Source organism: Streptomyces sp. NPDC001980 (assembly GCF_040296885.1).
GTDB lineage: Bacteria > Actinomycetota > Actinomycetes > Streptomycetales > Streptomycetaceae > Streptomyces.
In genome coordinates, this window is sequence record NZ_JBEOYD010000001.1 from 88,207 (window position 1) to 108,179 (window position 19,973).

The 19,973-nt window shown below is 71.9% G+C and carries 14 protein-coding genes; 10 read left to right on the plus strand and 4 right to left on the minus strand.

Annotation, left to right across the window (positions count from 1 at the left end):
- The first annotated feature begins 94 nt into the window (after positions 1-94).
- Positions 95-1,609 (plus strand): FAD-dependent monooxygenase, encoded by a 1,515-nt coding sequence (locus ABT137_RS00405; RefSeq protein WP_351700111.1) that lies wholly within the window; start codon positions 95-97, stop codon positions 1,607-1,609.
- Positions 1,610-1,614: 5 nt separating this feature from the next.
- Here the strand turns inward: ABT137_RS00405 and ABT137_RS00410 are convergent, their stop codons facing one another.
- The 3 genes from ABT137_RS00410 to ABT137_RS00420 all read right to left on the minus strand — a co-directional run bounded on the left by ABT137_RS00410 (position 1,615) and on the right by ABT137_RS00420 (position 6,053).
- Positions 1,615-2,073, minus strand: a complete 459-nt coding sequence (locus tag ABT137_RS00410) for a DUF5707 domain-containing protein (RefSeq protein ID WP_351700113.1) — start codon at positions 2,071-2,073, stop codon at positions 1,615-1,617.
- Positions 2,074-2,283: 210 nt separating this feature from the next.
- Complete coding sequence (gene pepN / locus ABT137_RS00415; protein ID WP_351700115.1) at positions 2,284-4,857, minus strand: aminopeptidase N; 2,574 nt, start codon at positions 4,855-4,857, stop codon at positions 2,284-2,286.
- A gap of 161 nt (positions 4,858-5,018) precedes the next feature.
- Positions 5,019-6,053 carry an aspartate-semialdehyde dehydrogenase gene (locus tag ABT137_RS00420; protein WP_351700117.1) on the minus strand — a complete coding sequence of 345 codons (1,035 nt, stop codon included), beginning with the start codon at positions 6,051-6,053 and terminating at the stop codon, positions 5,019-5,021.
- A 331-nt stretch (positions 6,054-6,384) separates the two neighbouring features.
- On the opposite strand from ABT137_RS00420, the gene ABT137_RS00425 reads away from it, so the two are divergent.
- Together ABT137_RS00425 and ABT137_RS00430 are read left to right on the plus strand one after the other, a co-directional pair.
- Complete coding sequence (locus ABT137_RS00425; protein ID WP_351701099.1) at positions 6,385-6,900, plus strand: RNA polymerase sigma factor; 516 nt, start codon at positions 6,385-6,387, stop codon at positions 6,898-6,900.
- Between the two features lie 2 nt (positions 6,901-6,902).
- Positions 6,903-7,679 (plus strand): hypothetical protein, encoded by a 777-nt coding sequence (locus tag ABT137_RS00430; protein ID WP_351700119.1) that lies wholly within the window; start codon positions 6,903-6,905, stop codon positions 7,677-7,679.
- Positions 7,680-7,728: 49 nt separating this feature from the next.
- Here ABT137_RS00430 and ABT137_RS00435 read toward each other — a convergent pair whose 3' ends face one another.
- On the minus strand, positions 7,729-11,040 hold the full coding sequence (locus tag ABT137_RS00435; protein WP_351700121.1) for a S8 family serine peptidase: 3,312 nt from the start codon (positions 11,038-11,040) through the stop codon (positions 7,729-7,731).
- Between the two features lie 211 nt (positions 11,041-11,251).
- On the opposite strand from ABT137_RS00435, the gene ABT137_RS00440 reads away from it, so the two are divergent.
- From ABT137_RS00440 to ABT137_RS00470, 7 genes are all read left to right on the plus strand, one after another.
- The gene (locus ABT137_RS00440) at positions 11,252-11,716 is read left to right on the plus strand and encodes an NUDIX hydrolase (RefSeq protein ID WP_351700123.1); all 465 of its coding nucleotides are present in this window, start codon (positions 11,252-11,254) and stop codon (positions 11,714-11,716) included.
- Positions 11,717-11,960: 244 nt separating this feature from the next.
- Complete coding sequence (locus tag ABT137_RS00445) at positions 11,961-13,736, plus strand: TIGR03767 family metallophosphoesterase (protein WP_351700125.1); 1,776 nt, start codon at positions 11,961-11,963, stop codon at positions 13,734-13,736.
- 93 nt (positions 13,737-13,829) lie between these two features.
- Positions 13,830-14,987 carry a serine hydrolase domain-containing protein gene (locus tag ABT137_RS00450; RefSeq protein ID WP_351700127.1) on the plus strand — a complete coding sequence of 386 codons (1,158 nt, stop codon included), beginning with the start codon at positions 13,830-13,832 and terminating at the stop codon, positions 14,985-14,987.
- Positions 14,988-15,107: 120 nt separating this feature from the next.
- Positions 15,108-15,524: a YciI family protein gene (locus ABT137_RS00455; protein WP_351700129.1), complete on the plus strand. Its 417-nt coding sequence runs from the start codon at positions 15,108-15,110 to the stop codon at positions 15,522-15,524.
- Positions 15,524-16,669, plus strand: coding sequence for an RNA polymerase sigma factor (locus ABT137_RS00460; protein ID WP_351700131.1), 1,146 nt, complete (start codon positions 15,524-15,526; stop codon positions 16,667-16,669). The genes ABT137_RS00455 and ABT137_RS00460 overlap by 1 nt, the downstream gene beginning before the upstream one ends.
- Positions 16,670-16,979: 310 nt before the next feature.
- A complete protein-coding gene (locus tag ABT137_RS00465) occupies positions 16,980-18,200 on the plus strand; it encodes a glycosyltransferase (RefSeq protein ID WP_351701102.1) in 1,221 nt (406 codons plus the stop codon).
- A gap of 162 nt (positions 18,201-18,362) precedes the next feature.
- Entirely contained in the window at positions 18,363-19,805 is a 1,443-nt protein-coding gene (locus tag ABT137_RS00470) for a DMT family transporter (protein WP_351700133.1), read from the plus strand.
- Positions 19,806-19,973: the final 168 nt, after the last annotated feature.

Sequence of the window (19,973 nt, forward strand, 5' to 3'; positions counted from 1 at the left end):
AATCGGCCCGCCCTAGGCTTGTCAACAAGCGTTGGCCAACGAGTGTTGGTCATCGGATGTTGGCAAACGAGCGCAGACATCCAGGAGGCCCGCCATGAACGGCTCGAACGGCTCGAACGGTACGACGGCTACGACCGGCACCCCGGGAACCACCCGCGAGACCTCCCGTGTGATCGTCGTCGGCTCCGGCCCCACCGGCCTTCTCCTGGCCGGTGACCTCGCCGCCGCCGGCATCCCGGTCACCCTCCTCGAAAAGCGCCCCCACAAGATCAGCAACCTCTCCCGCGCCTTCGCCCTGCACGCCCGCGCCCTGGAGCAGCTGGACTCCCGGGGCCTGGCCGACGAGCTCGAAGCCGTCGGCGAGCCGCTCGCCCGCCTCGACCTCTTCGGCGGACTCACCCTCGACCTGGGCGACCTGCCCTCCCGCTTCCGGCACGTCCTCGTCCTCCCGCAGTACGAGGTCGAGAAGGTCCTGGAGCACCGGGCGGCCGAGGCGGGCGTCGACTTCCGCAACGAGTCCGAGGTCACCGGCCTGACCCAGGACGCGGCCGGGGTCACCGTGCACGTCAAGGGCGGCGACAACCTGCGTGCCGCGTACGTGGTCGGCGCCGACGGCATGCACAGTGCGGTGCGGGAGGCGGTCGGGCTGCCGTTCCCGGGGCGGTCGGCGATCCGGTCCGTGGTCCTCGCCGACGTGCTGCTCGCCGAGCAGCCCGCGACGCTGCTGACGGCCGCCGCGGTCGGCGACGCGTTCGCGTTCCTGGCGCCCTTCGGCGACGGCTACTACCGCGTCATCTGCTGGCACCGCGGCCGTGACGTCCCCGACCACGAGCCGGTCGGCCTCGACGAGGTCAGGGAGATCACCCGGCTCGCCCTGGGCCGGGACTACGGGATGCACGACGCCCGCTGGATGTCCCGCTTCCACAGCGACGAGCGCCAGGTGCCCAGCTACCGGGTCGGCCGGGTCTTCCTGGCCGGCGACGCGGCACACGTGCACACCCCGGCCGGCGGCCAGGGGATGAACACCGGACTGCAGGACGCGGCCAACCTGAGCTGGAAGCTCGCCGCCGTGCTGCACAGCCACGCGGATCCCGGCCTGCTCGACACCTACCAGAGTGAACGCCACCCGGTCGGCAGGTCCGTGCTGCGCAGCAGCGGCGCGATCGTCCGCCTCGCGATGGCCAAGGGCCCCATGCTCGCGGTGCGCGCCGGCCTCATCCGCGCGTTCGGCCTCGCAGGCCCGGTCCGCCGCAGGGTCATGGCCCAGATCACCGGCATCGGCTACCGCTACCCCGCCCCGCGAGGCGCCCACCGTCTCACCGGCACCCGGGTTCCGGACCTCGCCCTGGCCGGCGGCCGTCTGTACGAGGCCCTGCGCGGCGGCCGGTTCGTCCTGGTCGCCCCGGCCCCGGCCCCGGCCCTGGCCCCGGTCTCGGCCCCGGCCCCGTACGACACCGGCACGCGGTACGGCGACCGGCTGGCCGTGGCGCACTGGAGGAGCGGCCGCCGTACGACCGTTCTGGTGCGCCCCGACGGATACGTGGCCTGGGCGGGCGAGGACGCCCAGGCGCCGGACATCGAGAAGGCGCTGTCCACCCACGTCGGGTGACCGGTTCACGCGAGGGTGAAGTCCGCGGCCTTGGTGTCGAGGGTGGTGTGCCCGTCCTCGGCCGTGGCGAGCACGGCGATGTGCCAGGCGCCGTGCGCGGACGATGCGGCGTCGGCGGCGGACACCGCGGTCTTGTACACGCACCGGACGGTGTGGCCGCCGGCCGGCGTGCAGGTCGCCGACTCCACCGAGGCCATGTCCTTGGTGGTCAGCGGCTTCGTCGCGAACTCGGACTTCTCCGGCCAGGCCAGCACCTTCAGGTTCTTGACGCCGGAGGGCGCGGTGACCTCGGTGGTGAAGGAGAGCGAGCCGTCCCGGCCGCCGTCGGGGGCGGTGTAGCGGACGGTGCTGTGCGCCAGGGCGGGCGACGGGTCCTGGTCGCCGGCGTAGGCGAGGGCGAAGGCCCCGGCACCTCCGAGCACGACGACACCGGCGACCACGGACAGGGCGATACGACGGGACATGGCGAGTTCTCCGCAACTGGCTCAGGCCGGCTCAGACTGTCTGAGCCGAATGACCCGGCGCTCTCTGCCGCGCCGTTGCGTCGATATTCGCAACGCGCGGGCGCCCCGGGCGTGAGCACGGATACTCAATTCGTCCTGGGTGATGGGTACTTCGCGCATAGGGCGGGGCGCCCGGTGGAGATCCCACCGGGCGCCCCGACGCGGTACCGCCTACTGGGCCGCCGCGTCCGCCGCCTGGGCCTTCAGGGCGCGCTCGACGCCCGCGCGGGACTCCGAGACGAGCCGGGCCAGGGCCGCGTTCGGCTGGGCCGCGGCCAGCCAGGTGTCCGTCCTGGCCAGGGTCTCCGGGGAGACCTGGAGGGACGGGTAGAGACCGACCGCGATCTGCTGGGCGATCTCGTGCGAGCGGGAGTCCCACACCGACTTCAGGATCTCGAAGTACTTGTCGGTGTACGGGGCCAGCAGCTCACGCTGGTCGGTCTGGACGAAGCCGCCGATCACCGCCTCCTGCACGGCGTTCGGCAGCTTGTCGGAGTCGATGACCGACGCCCAGGCCTCCGCCTTCGCCTCCTCGGTCGGGCGGGCGGCGCGGGCGGTGGCCGCGTGCCGTTCACCGGCGGCGGTCCGGTCCCGCTCGTACTCGCCCGCGATCTCCGCCTCGTCGAAGCGGCCGACCGCCGCCAGCCGCTCCACGAACGCCCAGCGCAGCTCGGTGTCGACGGCCAAGCCCTCGATGGTGTGGGTGCCCTCCAGCAGGCTGTCCAGGAGGTCCAGCTGCTCCGGGGTGCGGGCGGTGGCCGCGAAGGCGCGGGCCCAGGCCAGCTGGTGGTCGCTCGCCGGCGCGGCGGACCGCAGGTGGGCCAGCGTGGCGTCGGTCCAGCGGGTGAGCAGGGTCTCGCGGGCGGCCGGGTCGGCGTACAGCTCGATGGCGAGCTTCACCTGGCGGTGCAGGGACTGGACGACACCGATGTCCGACTCCTTGCCGATGCCGGACAGCACGAGGGACAGGTACGCGCGGGTGGGGAGTTCCGCGTCCCGGGTCATGTCCCAGGCCGACGCCCAGCACAGCGCGCGCGGCAGTGAGGACTCGAAGTCGCCGAGATGCTCGGTGACGAAGTGCAGCGACTGCTCGTCCAGGCGGACCTTGGCGTACGACAGGTCGTCGTCGTTGAGCAGGAACACCGCAGGACGGCGGCGGCCGGACAGCTGCGGTACGGCGGTCAGCGCGCCGTCCACGTCCAGCTCGATCCGGTCGGTGCGGACCAGCTTGCCGGTCGCCTCGTCGAGGTCGTACAGGCCGATCGCGATCCGGTGCGGGCGCAGGGTGGGCTCGCCCTTGGCGCCGGCCGGCAGCGCCGGGGCCTCCTGGCGGATGGCGAAGGAGGTGACGACACCCTCGGCGTCCGTCTCCACCTCCGGGCGCAGGATGTTGATGCCCGCGGTCTGCAGCCACTTCTTCGACCAGGTGCTCAGGTCACGCCCCGAGGTCTCCTCCAGGGCGCCCAGCAGGTCGGACAGGCGCGTGTTGCCGAACGCGTGCCGCTTGAAGTACGCCTGCACGCCCTTGAAGAACTCGTCCATGCCGACGTACGCGACCAGCTGCTTCAGGACGGACGCACCCTTGGCGTACGTGATGCCGTCGAAGTTGACGAGCACGTCGTCGAGATCCCGGATCTCGGCCATGATCGGGTGCGTGGAGGGCAGCTGGTCCTGCCGGTACGCCCAGGTCTTCATGGAGTTGGCGAACGTCGTCCACGAGTGCGGCCAGCGCGAGCCGGGGGCGTACGCCTGGCAGGCGATGGAGGTGTAGGTGGCGAACGACTCGTTCAGCCACAGGTCGTTCCACCACTCCATGGTGACCAGGTCGCCGAACCACATGTGGGCCAGCTCGTGCAGGATGGTCTCGGCCCGCGTCTCGTACGCCGCGTCGGTCACCTTGGACCGGAAGACGTACTGGTCGCGGATGGTCACCGCGCCCGCGTTCTCCATCGCGCCCGCGTTGAACTCCGGCACGAACAGCTGGTCGTACTTGGTGAACGGGTACGCGTAGTCGAACTTCTCCTGGAACCAGTCGAAGCCCTGCCGGGTCACCTCGAAGATCGCGTCCGAGTCGAGGAACTCGGCGAGGGACGGCCGGCAGTAGATGCCGAGCGGGACGCTCTGGCCGTCCTTCTCGTAGACGCTGTGCACCGAGTGGTACGGGCCCACGATCAGGGCGGTGATGTACGAGGAGATGCGCGGCGTCGGCTCGAAGACCCAGGTGTCGTCCTTGGGCTCGGGCGTCGGCGAGTTCGAGACGACCGTCCAGCCGCTCGGCGCCTTCACGGTGAACTGGAAGGTCGCCTTCAGGTCCGGCTGTTCGAAGGAGGCGAAGACCCTGCGGGCGTCCGGCACCTCGAACTGGGTGTAGAGGTACGCCTGCTCGTCGACCGGGTCGACGAACCGGTGCAGACCCTCGCCCGTGTTGGTGTACGCGCAGTCCGCGACCACCCGGAGGACGTTGCGGCCCTCCAGCAGGCCGGGCAGCGCGATCCGGGAGTCCGCGAAGACCTCGGCGGGGTCGAGGGCGTCACCGTTCAGGGTGACCTCGTGGACCGCGGGGGCCACCAGGTCGATGAAGGACGCGGCGCCGGATTCGGCGACGTCGAAGCGCACCGTGGTCACGGACCGGTAGGTACCGCCCTCCTGCGCGCCGGAGAGGTCGAGATCGATCTCGTACGAGTCAACGGTGAGCAGCTTCGCCCGCTGCTGTGCCTCTTCGCGAGTCAGGTTTGTGCCAGGCACGCGGTCATCTCCTCGTTATGTGTGGGTTCGGCCATCCTTCCACGGGACCGGGGAGGAGGGCGACGAGGGAAAACCCCAGAGATCGTGCGGGGCCGGTGCCGTCAGGCGGCCGCCCGAGACCTCCTCGGCCGACGCCCGCACCCCCCTGAGGCGCCCGGCCCCTACTTGGCAGACAGCTCCTCCGCCACCAGCTCAGCGATCTGCACGGCGTTCAGCGCAGCCCCCTTGCGGAGGTTGTCGTTGGAGACGAACAGCGCGAGCCCGTTGTCCACCGTCTCGTCGCGCCGGATCCGGCCGACGTACGACGGGTCCCGGCCGGCCGCCTGCAGCGGGGTCGGGATGTCGGACAGCTCGACGCCCGGGGCGTTTGCGAGCAGCTCGGTCGCCCGCTCCGGGGAGATCGGCCGGGCGAACCGGGCGTTGAGCTGGAGGGAGTGCCCGGAGAACACCGGGACGCGCACGCAGGTGCCGGAGACCTTGAGGCCGGGGAGCTCCAGGATCTTGCGGGACTCGTTGCGCAGCTTCTGCTCCTCGTCGGTCTCGTTCAGACCGTCGTCGACGAGGTTGCCGGCGAACGGCAGCACGTTGAAGGCGATGGGCCGCTTGTAGACCTGCGGCTCGGGGAAGTCGACCGCCGTGCCGTCGTGGGTGAGCTTCTCCGCGTCGGCGGCGACCTTCTGCACCTGCCCGTGCAGCTCCGCGACGCCCGCGAGACCGGAGCCGGACACCGCCTGGTAGGTGGTGGCGACCAGAGCCTCCAGACCGGCCTCCCGGTCCAGCACCTTCAGGACCGGCATCGCGGCCATGGTCGTGCAGTTCGGGTTGGCGATGATGCCCTTCGGGCGGTCGGCGATCGCGTGCGGGTTCACCTCGGAGACGACCAGCGGGACCTCGGGGTCCCTGCGCCAGGCGGAGGAGTTGTCGATCACGACGGCACCCTGGGCGGCGACCTTCTCCGCGAGCGCCTTCGAGGTGGCCCCGCCCGCCGAGAACAGCACGATGTCCAGGCCCGTGTAGTCGGCGGTCGCCGCGTCCTCCACCGTCACACCGTCGAGCACGGTCCCGGCCGAGCGGGCCGAGGCGAACAGGCGCAGCTCGTCGACCGGGCCAAGAGAATTGAATTCAGCCCGCTCCGCGAGGATCCTGCGCATGACCGTGCCGACCTGACCGGTGGCTCCGACGATTCCGACCCTCACGGCTACTCCCTCTGCATACGTTGACCTGTGTCTGCGGCCTTTCCATCATGCGGCCGACCCGGGTCCACCTGTCCAATTCTTTGCGCGCCATGCCCACCGACTGGACCAGCCGGCCCGTGGAACTCCCGCCCGCACCTCCCCTGAGCTGCAGAAATTACCTCCACTTGGCCGTAGTGCCGCAAGCTGTGCTGCGCCGCGCGCCGGTGTGACGTACGCCTCGGAAGCTCCCCCGGACGCCTCGGAGAAGATTTCCGGGAATCCGGCCGAACGTTTCCGGGGGCTGCGGCGTCGTAGGAGAAACGCGGTGAGGGGGTGGGTTGTGCTGCGCAGAATGGCCCGCCGCGCCCAGGGGGACCAGCACGGTGATCCTCTGGACGCGGACCAGGAGCGCCGGGTGCGGGCGGTGCTCGCGCTGGGCGGCGTACCGCAGGCGGACCTGCTGGACGGGGTACAGCAGGTACGCCTGCGGTTGCTGGAGCGGACCGCGAACGGCCAGGAGGCGCCGCGGGACGTGTCGGCGTGGGCGGCGGTCGTCGCCTCCCGGCTCGCCATGGACTGGCACCGCGCCAAGCGCCGCCAGGAACGCCTCGGCGAACGGCTGGCCTCCCTGCGCCAGCCCGACCACGCCCTGGGCGAGGACAGCAGGCTGCTCTCCGTCGCCGTCGCCCGCGGTCTCGACGAGCTGCCGGACGCCCAGCGTCAGATCCTCGTCCTGCGCTTCTACGCCGACCTGCCGGTACGCGACATAGCCGGGGAACTCGGCATCCCCGAGGGCACGGTCAAGAGCCGGCTGCACACGGCGGTACGGGCCCTGCGCGCCCGCCTGCACGAGGACGAGGTGGTGTGACCATGCCCGCCGAACACATGCCCGCCGGACACGACGGCGATCCCGGTGAGCCGGGCGGCACCGACGCCCTGTTCGCCGTTCTCGCGGACGAGCCGCTCACCGCCGAGCAGCGCGCCGACCCCGCCTTCATGGCCGAGCACCGGGCGGCCGCCGCCGATGTCGCCCTCCTGCGCGAGCACCTCGGGATCATCGGGGACACCCTGGCCGCGCCACCCCCGTGGCCGGAGCCCCGCCCCCGCCCGGCCGGACGCCGCCGCCCCCGGCAGCATCCCGGCGTCCGCGCCCTCGGTCTCGCCGGTGCCCTCGCGGCCGCGTTCGCCGGGGCCGTGTTCGGCATCGGCTGGCTCGCGGCGAACGGCGGTTCGGGCGCCATGTCGAGCGGAGCCAGTGCCGACAAGGCCGCGAGCAGCGCGGCCGGCTCGGCGGGTCAGGGCGGCAAGGAGCAGGCCGGCGGCCCCGGCTACCTCGCCTGTGCCCGGCTGGTCGTCGAGGGCACGGTCACCGGGGTGCGGCAGCTCGCGGACTCCGGCCGGGAACGGGTCACGCTGCGCGTGACCCGCGCCTACAAACCGGCGAAGACCGCCGACGAGGTCGAGTTCCTCTTCGAGTCCGGCACCGACGCCCGCATCCGCACCGGCGCCCGCCTTCTGGTGGGCATCACGGCCGGGCAGCAGGTGCCCGACCGGTACGCGGTCGGGGAGGCGCGGATCGCGGCGGAGCGGTCCTGGATCGTGCGCGACCTGCCCGAGTCACGGACCATGACGTGCCCGGGCAGCTGAAAGGGCGGGCGCCCCGCAGGACGCCCGCCCCCTCCAGCACCGGACCTGCCTACTGCGTGACCTTCTCGATCTGCACGCTGCCGACGCCCGCGACCGTGCCGCGCGCGTTGACCAGCTGCACCCGGCCGAAGAACTCACGTCCCTCGGGGGCCGCCGCAGCCGCCGTGACCTGGCCGGTCACCGTGGCCGAGGCACCCGTGCCGAGCTGGACCGGCGTCGCCCCGTCGACCGTGACGGAGCCGAGCGCGGCGGAGAAGAACACGTCCCGGTAGTCGTAGTCGGTGGAGCCGGCCGGGACCGAGTAGCCCACGACCTCGATCGTGTAGGTCCCGGCGGCCGGCGAGGCGATGGAGACCGCCTCCTCCGAGTCGCCGTCGGCGGACTGCGCGACCTGCTTGCCGGACGCGTCGTACACGGTCAGGTCCAGGTCGGCCGAGGCGTCCGACACCTTGCCGATCGCCACGTCCAGGGAGTTCGCGCCCGCCGGCACGGTCACCGTCGTCGTCTGGGTCTCGCCCTCCTTGATGGCCGGGCGGGCCGTCTTCGAGGAGCCGAGCGGGCCGCCGACCAACGTGCCGTCGAGGGCGGCGAACTTGTTGGTCACCTTCCAGGAGGCGGTGACCGGGGTGCCGACCTTCGCCTCGGGCACGGTCACGGTCTCCGGGTCGAAGGCCGCGCCGAGCACGGTGACGCCCAGCTGGTACGGGTTGTCGAGCAGCGGCGAGGTGCGGCGCGCCTCGACCTCGATCTCCCAGACCCCGGCCTGCGGGTCGGCGTACGAACGGACGTCGGGCTTGCAGCCGTTGCCGTTCAGGTAGTTGTTGTAGCAGTACGGGGTACCGGTGTTGTCGACCGCGACGCCGTACGGGTGGATGGAGATGAACCGCGTCTGGCTCTTGTCGGCGAGCCCGCTCATCGCGACCTCGAGGGACTTGGCGCCCTCGGGCACGGTCACGAAGTACGACGTGGAGCTGTTGCGCTGCACCGAACCCGACGCCGAGTAGGTGTAGTGGACCGGGTCCGACACCACGACCGTCGTCAGGATCTGCTTGTCGACGCCTTCGGTCCTCGGGTCGTCGACGTCGAGGATCGCGGACTTGATGCCCGAACTCTTGGGCTTCGCCTGCACCTTGACCGTCACCGGCTGGTTCAGCGGCAGCGTCACCTCGTCGGAGCCGAGGATCTTGAAGGTGTGCCCGGCGTTGTTCTCCAGGTGCAGCTCGTGCCGGACCGCCTTGTCCGCGCCGGAGGTGCGGGTGATCGTGACGTCGTACGTCTTCTTCTGCCCGGCCTTCAGGCCGCCTTCACGGTCGTACAGCCCTGTGCCGTAGCCCGGGGTCTTGAGCGCGTAGTCGATCGCGGTGTCGACCGGCGCCTTCACCGTGTAGTCGTGCGCGGTCGCGTGGTCGCGGATGGACTCCCACGCGTCGACGATGTCGATGCGGCCCGCGCCCTCCTCGTACGCCTGAACACCCTTGATGTGGTCGGCGGTCGAGGTCAGCGCGGTGCGCAGGTCGGCGGGGGAGAGGGCGATGCCCTTCTCCTTGGCGGCGCTCAGCAGCAGCGCGCTCGCGCCCGCCGCCTGCGGGGACGCCATCGAGGTGCCCTGGAGCATCGAGTAGCCGGCCGGGAGGGAGTAGCCCGCCTCGGCGACCGGGGAGCCCTTGAGCCAGGTCTGGGTGGAGTTGATCGCGGCGCCCGGCGCGACCAGCGTCGGCGTGAAGCCGCCGTCCTCACGCGGGCCGCGCGAGGAGAAGGGCAGCAGCTGGTACTTGGTCGTCACCTGGGAGCCGTAGTTGGCGGCCCAGGTGTCCTTGGAGATGGCCGCGCCGACCGAGATGACCTTGTCGGCCAGGCCGGGGTCGCCGATCGTGTTGGCGCCGGGGCCCTCGTTGCCCGCGGAGATGACCAGCTGCACGCCGTAGGTGTCGATGAGCCGCGTGTACAGCTCGGCGCGGGCGTTGTTGCCGTCGTTCAGCGCCGGGAGGCCGCCGATCGACATGTTGACGATGTCGACGCCCCGGTTGGCGACCAGGTCGATCATGCCCTCGGTGAGGGCGACGTTGGTGCAGCCGCCGGTCCAGGTGCAGGCGCGGGAGGAGACGATCTTCGCGCCGGGGGCGGCGCCGTTCATCTTCCCGCCGAACAGGCCGTTGGCGGCGGTGATGCCGGCGACGTGGGTGCCGTGCTCGGACTCGATGACGCCGATGTTGACGAAGTCGGCCGTCTTGCCGACCCAGTCCCCGCCGTACGGGTCCATGGGGACGTCCTTGCGGATCTGCACGACGAACGGCTGCCGCTCGACGACGTCGGTCGCCGGGTTGTCGGTGCCGAAGTAGCCGATCTGGTAGCCGTCCTTGTACGGCTTCATCGGCGTGTCGTCGGAGAAGTCGCCGTTGTTGTTCAGATCGACGGTGACCGTGCCGGCCGCCGGGCTGTAGAGCACGCCCCAGCTGTCGGTGGTGTCCCCGTCCCGGTTGGCGTCGCCGGCCGCGTCGCCGCCCGTGGTGTACGACTCCTTGAAGGTGCTGATCTGGTACGACCCGGCGGGCGCCGTCCAGCTCCTGCCCCCGTAGGTGAAGCTCGGCCCGGACACGGCCGTGACCATCGGCCGCCAGGTCTGGTCGCTGTCCACGATCGGGTCGGTCGAGGTCACCCAGTCGACGATCTTCCGCTCGCCGGTGGTCGTCTTCTGCAGCGCCGGGTGGCCGAGGTCCACGCCGGAGTCCAGGATGCCGATGGTGATGCCCCGGCCGTCCGCCTTCGGGTGCTCCTTGACGAAGTCGACGGCGCCCGTCTCGAAGGAGGGGTTGTAGGGGTTCTCGGCGGGGGTGTTCTTGTCCGGCCCCGAGTAGGTGGAAGTCGACTTGGCGGCCTTGGCGCCGGTCCCGCTCACCGTCGGGTCGTCGAGCTGGATCTCCTGGCGCAGGTCGATCGCGTGCACCGAGGACAGCTTCGCGGCGGCGGCGATCGCCGCGTCCGCCCGCCCGGTGGGGACGGTCGCCCGGACGTAACCGAGCTTGTCGTACGTACGGCCCACCGAGCCGCCCTTGACCCCGTCCAGCTCCTCGGCGACCTGCTCGGTCTGCCCCGGCGCGGTCGCGATCATCATCGTGACGTTCTTGGCGCTGTCGGCCTTGGCCTCGGCGAGCAGTTCGGCGTCGTCCGAACCGAGCTTGTCGTGGGCCGACTTGACGCCGGGGCCGGCGGTGGCGGCGGACGCGGCGGGGGCCGCGGTCGCGACGGCGGCCAGCGGTACCGGCCCGGCGGCGGAGAGCGCGGCCACGACACCGACGGCGACGGCTATTCGGCCCAGGCGTCTGTGGCCCGGTATCGGCTCGTGCTGGGGGCTGAGGGTCATCTGCATCCCTTGTAGGTAAAGGAACGAGCATGGAGCGGCCGGAACTTGGTCAAGTACCGGCGCGTAAGCGCACAGCTTTCCCCAAGGGAACGGCCTTTTGGGAACGTTGACCGAATCGATATGAACGTATGGGGAAAACCCCCTATCTGTGCCCTTGCTGTGCGTGGAAATCCCGTTGGCTGCGGGCTGCCGCCGGCCCTACCGTGCCGACGTGCGCGAGAAGCTCAGGGTGGCGGCCTACGCCGTGTGTGTCCGTGACGATCGGATCCTGCTCGCCCGGTCACCGGCCGACGACGGCACACCCGAGTGGGTCCTGCCCGGCGGCGGCATGGAGCACGGCGAGGACCCCTACGACACGGTCCGCCGCGAACTCGTGGAGGAGACCGGCTACCGCATCGAGGTCACCGGCCTGCTGGGCATCGACTCGAACCGCCTCCGCCTCCCCCGCGCGGGCCTGCGGCGCCCCGCCACCGACCACCACGGCGTGCGGATCGTCTACTCCGGCGAGATCGTCGGCGGCGAACTCCGCAACGAGGTCGGCGGCTCCACCGACATGGCCGCCTGGCACGATCTGGACGCGGTGCCGGACCTCCGGCACATCCGGCTGATCGACGTCGCGCTGCGGCTGTGGCGCGAGCGGCCGGTCGCGGGACGGTTTGCAGAAGAGCAGTCGTAAGTGCCGGAGACCCTCCCCTACCCCGGCAGATGAACGCGGAGTAGCCGGGCCCCGGCCGCCCGCAATCCGCTCCATGGCCGGTCCCCACCTCACCTGATCCACGTACGGTGATCGGCGCTGCGCGTTGCCGCCGCGTTCACGCGCAGGTCACCCCCGGTGCCAACGATCCACAGTGAGCGGGAAGTTCGCGGAAGCGATCGCCCGCGACCACTGCCGACGCGTTCGTACTCGGGGAGATCGCGCCATGTCGCGCATACGCTCTGTCGCCACCTCCGCGGCCCACAAGGGCCGCGAGGCACTGGAGATCAACCGCCGTACCGTGCTCGCCGCCGCCGGAGCCGTCTCGCTCTCCGCGGGCGTCGGCTACGCGCTGCGTCCCACCGACAGCGAGGCCGCCCCCGCCGCGGCCGAGGAGCAGCCGGTCGCCGAGGGCCGCAAGGCCGCCGCGGCCGCCCTCGCCCCGTACACCAAGGGCACCACCCTCGCCTCCGTCGCCGCGCCCCGGAACAGCTCCGGCTACCGGCGGCTCGGCGACGGCGCCGGCTGGTCGCGCGTGCTGCGCTCCGACCTGGCTGCCGCCAAGTCCGGCCGGGAGAACCGCCGCACCGCCCTCGCCGCGTTCGTGCAGTTCACCGACCTGCACCTGATGGACGTCCAGCACCCGCTGCGCCTCGAGTACGTGCGCGTCCACGACCGGCACGCCTGGCGTCCGCACGAGGCGCTCACCGTGCCCGGCGCGGTCTCGCTCGTCGAGCGGGTCAACGCGCTGCGCGGCGCCCCGGTCACCGGCTCGCCGCTGCACTTCGTGATGACGACCGGCGACAACACCGACAACAACGCCCACTCCGAACTGGAGTGGTTCATGAAGGTGATGAGCGGCGGCCGGATCACCCCCAACACCGGTGACCCCAAGCACTACGAGGGCGTCCAGAACAGCGGGATGAAGCTGTACTGGCAGGCCTCCTCGACCGTCCGCGACCAGGACAAGGCGCTCGGCTTCCCGCACCTCGCGGGCTATCTGGCCGCCGCGATCCGCGAGGTGCGGAGCCCCGGCCTCAACCTGCCCTGGTACTCCACGGTCGGCAACCACGACGCCCTGCCGCTCGGCTGCTACGGCTCGCACGCCGACCCCTACCTCGTCGCGGCCGCGGTCGCCGGCAAGAAGCTGATGTCGGTCACCGACGCCGACGCCAAGAAGCTCCAGGACGCCATCCACAACGCCCAGGACCCCAAGGGCAGCGGCTACCGCGACTTCCTCAAGGCGCACGCCCGGTCGATGCGCTCGGTCACCGCCGACGAGAAGCGCGCCCCCTACACCCCCGCGGACTACCTCAAGGCGCACCTGGACCCGGCCTACCAGGGCCTCGGCCCGGTCGGCCACGGCTACTCCAGCGCCAACGTCGCCGCGGGCACCCAGTACTACGCCTTCCGCATCTCCGACGACGTCATCGGCATCAGCCTGGACACGACGGACGCGGGCGGCCACTACGACGGATCGGTCGGCACGGCCCAGCTGGCCTGGCTGGAGAAGACCCTCAAGGAGAACAAGGACTCCTACGCGGTCGTCTTCAGCCACCACACCAGCCAGTCGATGACCAACACCCGCCCCGACCCGGCCCACCCGAGCGACCGCCGCCACACCGGCGCCGAGCTGGTCACCCTGCTCAACCGCCACGCCAACGTGCTGGCCTGGGTGAACGGCCACATCCACCGCAACCTCATCACCCCGCACAAGGCCTCCAACGGCAACACCTTCTGGGAGATCACCACCGCCTCGCACGTCGACTACCCGCACCTCGCCCGGATCGTCGAGCTGGTGGACAACAAGGACGGCACGATCTCGCTCTTCACCACCCTGATCGAGTCCGCCGCCCCGCACCGCACCGACTTCTCCGACCTCTCCCAGACCGGCCTCGCCGCCCTCTACCGCGAACTGGCCTTCAACGCCCCCGGCGCGAGCAAGGCCCTCGCCGGCAACACGACGGACCGGAACACGGAGCTGGTCCTGAAGAAGGGCTGAGATTCGCTCAACCGGCCCAAGCCGGGCAACCTCGCCGATCAGGACGGTGTCCCTCCCCCCGACCGAGTACGACCACTCAGCTGGGGGAGAGACATGTCCGTACGTACGACGTTGGTCGCGGCCACCGCACTGGCCCTGTCGGCAGCGCTCGCGGGACCGGCACTGGCGGCACCGGCCGGGCCGGCGCCGACGGCGGCCGCGGCCGGCCACCAGGCCACCCGCAAGGCGATCGAGGCCGCGGTCCGGGACGGCGTCCCCGGGGCGACGGCCACCGCCCGGGACGGCCACGGCACCTGGTCGGCGACGGCCGGGGTGGGCGACATCCGCACCGGCGCCCCGCGTTCCCCGTCCGACCACTACCGGGTCGGCAGCATCACCAAGACCTTCGTGGCCACGGTCCTCCTCCAGCTGGAGGCCGAGGGCCGGCTGTCCCTCGACGACACGGTGGACAAGTGGCTGCCGGGCGTGGTGTCCGGCCACGGCAACGACGGCCGCCGCATCACCGTCCGTCAGCTCCTCAACCACACCAGCGGCATCTTCAACTACACCGCGGACGACGACTTCGGCCGCACGTACTTCCTGAAGGACGGCTTTTTCAAGCACCGCTACGACACACTGACGCCGGCCGGGCTGGTGGCGATCGCGACGCAGCACGAGCCGGCCTTCGCGCCGGGCACCAGCTGGGCCTACTCCAACACCAACTACGTGCTCGCCGGCATGGTGATCAAGGCGGTGACCGGCCGCTCGTACGCCCAGGAGATCACCGACCGGGTGATCAAACCCCTCCACCTGACCGGCACCTCCCTCCCCGGCACCCGCACCACCGTCCCGCGCCTGAGCAGCCGCGCCTACTCGAAACTCGCCGAGACCACGACGGGCCCCACCTACGACGTCACCGCCCTCAACCCCTCCATGGCCTCCTCCGCCGGCGAGATGATCTCCACCTCCGCCGACCTGACCCGCTTCTACGAGGCCCTTCTGCGCGGCAGGCTCCTCCCCGCGCACCAGCTGAAGGAGATGAAGACCACCACTCCCGTCCCCGGCGACCCCAACAGCGCGTACGGCCTCGGCCTGATCGAGGTCACCCTCCCCTGCGGCGTCCGCGTCTGGGGCCACGACGGCGGCATCCACGGCTCCTCCTCCACCGCGGCCACCACCCCCGACGGCCGCCACGCCCTGGCCCTCAACTTCAACGCCGACTGGACGGGCGACAAGGACGCGGTGGCCGAGGCGGAGTTCTGCGGGGGCTGAGCCGCGGCGACGCGAGCCCGGAAAAAAATCTTCGGCGGCGATGTCGAGAACCCGTGACCGGCTCCGTCCCCGGGGCGAAGGCGGCCACAATGGGCCGCACCGGCACCGAGGAGAACCACCATGGCCAAGTACCTGCTGCTGAAGCACTACCGCGGCGCCCCGGCCCCGGTCAACGACGTACCCATGGACCGGTGGACGCCCGAGGAGATCTCGGCCCACATCCGGTACATGAACGACTTCGCGGCCAGGTTGGAGAAGACCGGCGAGTTCGTCGACGGCCAGGCCCTCGCCCCCGACGGGATGTGGGTCCGGTACGACGGCGAGGGGCGCCCGCCGGTCACCGACGGCCCGTTCGCCGAGACCAAGGACGTCATCGCCGGCTGGATGGTGATCGACGTCGACAGCCAGGAGCGGGCCGTCGAGCTGGCCGGTGAACTGTCGGCGGCCCCCGGGGCGGGCGGGAAGCCGATCCACGAGTGGCTGGAGGTGCGCCCCTTCCTGACCGCGCCGCCCACCATCGCGGAGTCCTGCCACTGATGGACGAGGTCCTGCTCAGGAGCCTCACCCCGAGCGTGCTCACCGTCCTTGTCCGCCGCGGAGCCGACTTCGCGGCGGCCGAGGACGCCGTGCAGGACGCCCTGGTCGAGGCGATCCGGGTCTGGCCGGCGGATCCACCGCGGGACCCGAAGGGCTGGCTGGTCACCGTGGCCTGGCGGCGGTTCCTCGACGCGACCCGCGCGGACACCGCCCGCCGCCGGCGCGAGGACCGCGTGGACGAGGAGCCGCCGCCCGGCCCGGTCCCCGCGGCGGACGACACCCTCCAGCTCTACTTCCTCTGCGCCCACCCCTCCCTCACCCCCTCCGCCGCGGTCGCGCTCACCCTGCGCGCCGTCGGGGGCCTCACCACCCGCCAGATCGCCCGGGCCTACCTGGTGCCCGAGGCGACCATGGCCCAGCGCATCAGCCGCGCCAAACGCACCGTCTCCGGCGTCCGCCTCGACCGGCCCGGCGACGTCGCCACCGTGCTGCGCGTCCTCTACCTGGTCTTCAACGAGGGCTACTCCGGTGACGTCGACCTCGCCGCCGAGGCCGTCCGGCTCACCCGGCAGCTCGCGGCCCGGATCGACCACCCCGAGGCGGCCGGGCTGCTCGCCCTCATGCTGCTCCACCACGCCCGGCGGGCCGCCCGCACCGCGCCCGACGGCAGCCTGGTCACCCTCGCCGAGCAGGACCGCAGCCGCTGGGACACCTGCCTGATCGCCGAGGGCGTCGGGATCCTCCAGGGGGCCCTCGCCGGCGACCGCCTCGGCGAGTACCAGGCCCAGGCCGCCATCGCCGCCCTGCACGCGGACGCGCCCACCGCCGGGGAGACCGACTGGGTGCAGATCGTCGAGTGGTACGACGAACTCGCCCGCCTGACCGGCAGCCCCGTCGTCCGGCTCAACCGCGCGGTCGCCGTCGGCGAGGCCGACGGACCCCGCGCCGGCCTCGCCGCCCTCGCCGAGCTGGACGCCGCCCTGCCCCGGCACACCGCGGTCGCCGCCTACCTGCACGAACTCGACGGCGACCGGACGACCGCGGCACGCCTGTACGCCGAGGCGGCCCGCAAGGCCACGAACCTCGCCGAGCGCGACCACCTGACCCGTCGGGCCGCCCGGCTCAACGCCCACCGCGGCCCGTGACATCGTCGCGCGTCCGGGTGTTTCACTTGCCGATTTTTTGCCGTCGGCCGCGCTCGTCCGGAGGCCGCGCGGGAGCCGAAAGCCCTCATAAAAGCGCAGGTCAGAAGGGTGGCGGCGAAGGAAACGGAATGATGTTGGCGAGAGCGCGTCCGACGCTGATCCTGTAAACGCAGCCGACTTCGACACGAGACACTCCGTTCATCCGAATGAAACGTCCGTACCGCCTCATATCGGCTAACCCGCGGATCCCGGGGATGGCTCGATCTGGTGCAAGGCAGGTGGTCGTGTGGACGCTCGGCTCGGACTTCGTGTGCTCTCGGTCTACGAGGGTTTTTTCTCCGGGGGAGCCCGGATCGTGCACAGTGATGTGCTGCTGGGCCTGGTAGAGGGCGGACAGCAGTGGCATCGGGTGCTGAGTCTGCACGGTGAGGTCCACCGAGAAGCCACCACACAACGCATGGAGGACGACGCGTGTTACCGGGCACTTACGGCCGGTGGCATCGAGGTCACCTCCCTCGGCCGCAGCGCCGGACTCGTGGACGGCACCGTCGCGGCGTCGGTTTTCAGCGGTCCCGAGCTGGCCGATACGGCACGGGCCATGGCCGGCGCGGACGTCATCCTGTCCCTGAAGGAGCAGCCCCTCGCGCTGCTCAACCAGGCCGGGCTGCCCCGCCGCCCCGTCGTCGTCTGCCTGCACCGGTCCGACCCGGAGAACCAGGGCCCGGCGCTGGACGAACTCAAGGCCGCCATCGCGGACGGCACGGTGGTCGCCTGCGTGTGCTGCGCCGAGTCCACCCGGGACGCGTACGAGGCCGCCGGAATCCCCGGCGAGCTGCTGCACGTGATCCCGAACGGCGTCGACCTGCTCCGCTTCCGGCCGGACGCCGCGGTACGGCTCGCCTTCCGCGAGTCCCTCGGCATCCCCGTCACCGCCACGGACGCCCCCGGCGCCCCTGTTGTCGTGTTCGCCGCCCGGTACGCCGGCATGAAGAACGTGCCGCTCTTCCTGCGGGCGGCCAGGGCGTGGCTGGCCCGCGAGGGCGGCGGTCACGTCGTCATGTGCGGGGCCGGGATGACCGAGGACAACCCCGCCCTGTGGGCCGACATCGAGGTCGCCTTCGGCGCCGACCGGGCCGCCCTCGGCGACCGGCTGCACCTGCTCGGCGTACGGCACGACATGGAGGCGGTCTACGCCGGCTCCGACGTCGTGGCCCTCACCTCCGCCTCCGGCGAGGCGGCGCCGCTCTGCCTCATCGAGGGCATGATGTGCGGCGCGGTCCCGGTCACGACGGACGTCGGCGACAGCGCCTCGATCGTCGAGGGACTCGGGTTCGTGACGCCCTTCGACCCCGACGCGATCGCCTTCGCCTGGTCGGCGGCGGTGGCCGACCGGGAGCTGTTCGCTCCGGCGCTGGCGGCGAGCCGCGAGCGGTTCAGCCGGACCCGGATGATCGCCGCCTACGCCGACCTGCTCGACCACGTCGTCGGCGACGTCCGCGACGAGCTGCGCCCGGGCGTCAGCGGGCAGTGACACCCCACCGTCCCGTCCCGCCCGCGGCGCAGTCGCGGGCGGGACGGCGACCGCAGTACAGCCTGCTGTACCCGGAGTTGGGGTGCGTACGGCAGTGATCCTCGGGCGCGGCGCTGGTGTGCTGGCAGCACCCACCGCCCCACCCGAGGTTCAGCCACCACCATGCGCACGAAACTGGACGCCGTCTCCGGTGCCGCCGTCCTGGTCACTGTCCTGGCCTTCTCCGCCACCGCCCCTTTGACCGCCTACGCAGCCGCCCCCGCGTTCGCGCTGGCGTTCGGCCGCAACGCCCTCGGCCTGCTGACCCTGGGCCCGGCCTTCCTGCTGGCCCGGCGCCGTGAGGTGCACCGGGTGTTCAGCGGGCAGCGCGGCCTGGTCCGCAGGGAGCAGCGAAGGGCGGTCTTGTACGGTCTGGGCGCGGGGACGGCGCTGGCCGTCCACTTCGCCACCTTCATGACCGGCGCCCAGCTGACCAGCGTGGCGATGGCGACCGGGCTGGTGGCCACCCAGCCGGTGTGGCAGGCCCTCATCGCCACCGCGCAGGGCAGGCGCCCGTCCCGGGCGGCGTGGACGGGGCTCGCGGTGTCGGTGGCCGGTGCCATGGTCGCGAGCGGCGCCGACCTCGGCACCGGCGCGCGGGCGGTGACCGGGGACGTCCTCGCCCTCGCCGGCGCCGTCGCGCTGGCCGCCTACACCGCCCTGAGCGAGGAGGCCCGCCCGGACGTCAGCACGCCGATGCACTCGGTGCTCTGCTTCTCGGTGTGCACCGTCGAGATGCTGCTGCTGTGCCTGGTCACGGGGACCCCGCCGGTCACCTTCACCGCGCAGGCCTGGTTCGCCCTGCTGGGGCTGCTCCTGCTGCCGCAGCTCCTCGGCCTCTTCTCGCTGAACTTCGCCCTCGGCCGGGCGCCGGCGACCGCGGTCAGTGTCCTGCTGCTGTTGGAGGCTCCGGTGGCGGCGCTGGTCGCCTGGCTCTGGCTGGGGCAGCTGCCCATCGGTGCCGCCTGGCCCGGACTCGTCATGATCATGCTCGGGGTGGCCGTCGTGGTGATCGGCGACGCGCGGCGCGCGCCGTCCGCACCGGACCTGCCGGGCCACGGCAGCGCCGGTCTCCATACCCTGCTGCAGCACCCGATACTGGCGGCGGCTCCGGCCGACGACGTCTACGACGGGATCTGGCGCGACGCCCGGCTGGGCAGACTGGCCGCGGCGGAGCACACCATCCGGCGGTCGGAGAACCACGCGGTCCGCCTGCACGGCGCCAAGTCGGCCGAGGCGACCCACTGGATCGAGGTACGCGCCCACGTCGCCCACCTCACCGGCGACGGCCGGCTCGCCGTGCACCTGTGGCTGAGCGCGGCCCGCTTCCACGCCGATCCGCCCCGGCAGGACACCGCACGGACCCGGCGCTGCCTGGAGCGGGCCTTCACCGAGTGGCAGCGCCTGCCCGACGACACCGTGGTGCGCGAACTGGCCCCGGCCCTGCGGCAGATGTACGCGAGCCATCCGAACGACCCGCGCGAGGACCGCCGGTGGTCCGGCGGCGTACACGAGATCGACGCCCGGCTCGCCGCGCACGGGACCGCTCCCGTCCATCGCGAGTAGCCCCCCTCGCCACGCGACGCGAGAAGAGGCCGTCGGTTCCCCTCCGAACCGGCGGCCTCTCCTTGTCGCGGGACCCGCACGTAGGCGCTGCCGCGATGCGTCGTTGTTCGGCCGCGGCGCCGTCGTGGCTGGTCGCGCAGTTCCTCCCCCAGCCTTCGGCCGGGGGTA

What these genes read in the sequence shown, in the direction of transcription:
- ABT137_RS00405 (WP_351700111.1), top strand. Translation starts at nt 95, where the DNA reads ATGAACGGCTCGAACGGCTCGAACGGTACGACGGCTACGACCGGCACC.
- ABT137_RS00410 (WP_351700113.1), bottom strand. Translation starts at nt 2,073, where the DNA reads ATGTCCCGTCGTATCGCCCTGTCCGTGGTCGCCGGTGTCGTCGTGCTC.
- ABT137_RS00425 (WP_351701099.1), top strand. Translation starts at nt 6,385, where the DNA reads ATGGCCCGCCGCGCCCAGGGGGACCAGCACGGTGATCCTCTGGACGCG.
- ABT137_RS00430 (WP_351700119.1), top strand. Translation starts at nt 6,903, where the DNA reads ATGCCCGCCGAACACATGCCCGCCGGACACGACGGCGATCCCGGTGAG.
- ABT137_RS00435 (WP_351700121.1), bottom strand. Translation starts at nt 11,040, where the DNA reads ATGACCCTCAGCCCCCAGCACGAGCCGATACCGGGCCACAGACGCCTG.
- ABT137_RS00445 (WP_351700125.1), top strand. Translation starts at nt 11,961, where the DNA reads ATGTCGCGCATACGCTCTGTCGCCACCTCCGCGGCCCACAAGGGCCGC.
- ABT137_RS00450 (WP_351700127.1), top strand. Translation starts at nt 13,830, where the DNA reads ATGTCCGTACGTACGACGTTGGTCGCGGCCACCGCACTGGCCCTGTCG.
- ABT137_RS00455 (WP_351700129.1), top strand. Translation starts at nt 15,108, where the DNA reads ATGGCCAAGTACCTGCTGCTGAAGCACTACCGCGGCGCCCCGGCCCCG.
- ABT137_RS00460 (WP_351700131.1), top strand. Translation starts at nt 15,524, where the DNA reads ATGGACGAGGTCCTGCTCAGGAGCCTCACCCCGAGCGTGCTCACCGTC.
- ABT137_RS00470 (WP_351700133.1), top strand. Translation starts at nt 18,363, where the DNA reads ATGCGCACGAAACTGGACGCCGTCTCCGGTGCCGCCGTCCTGGTCACT.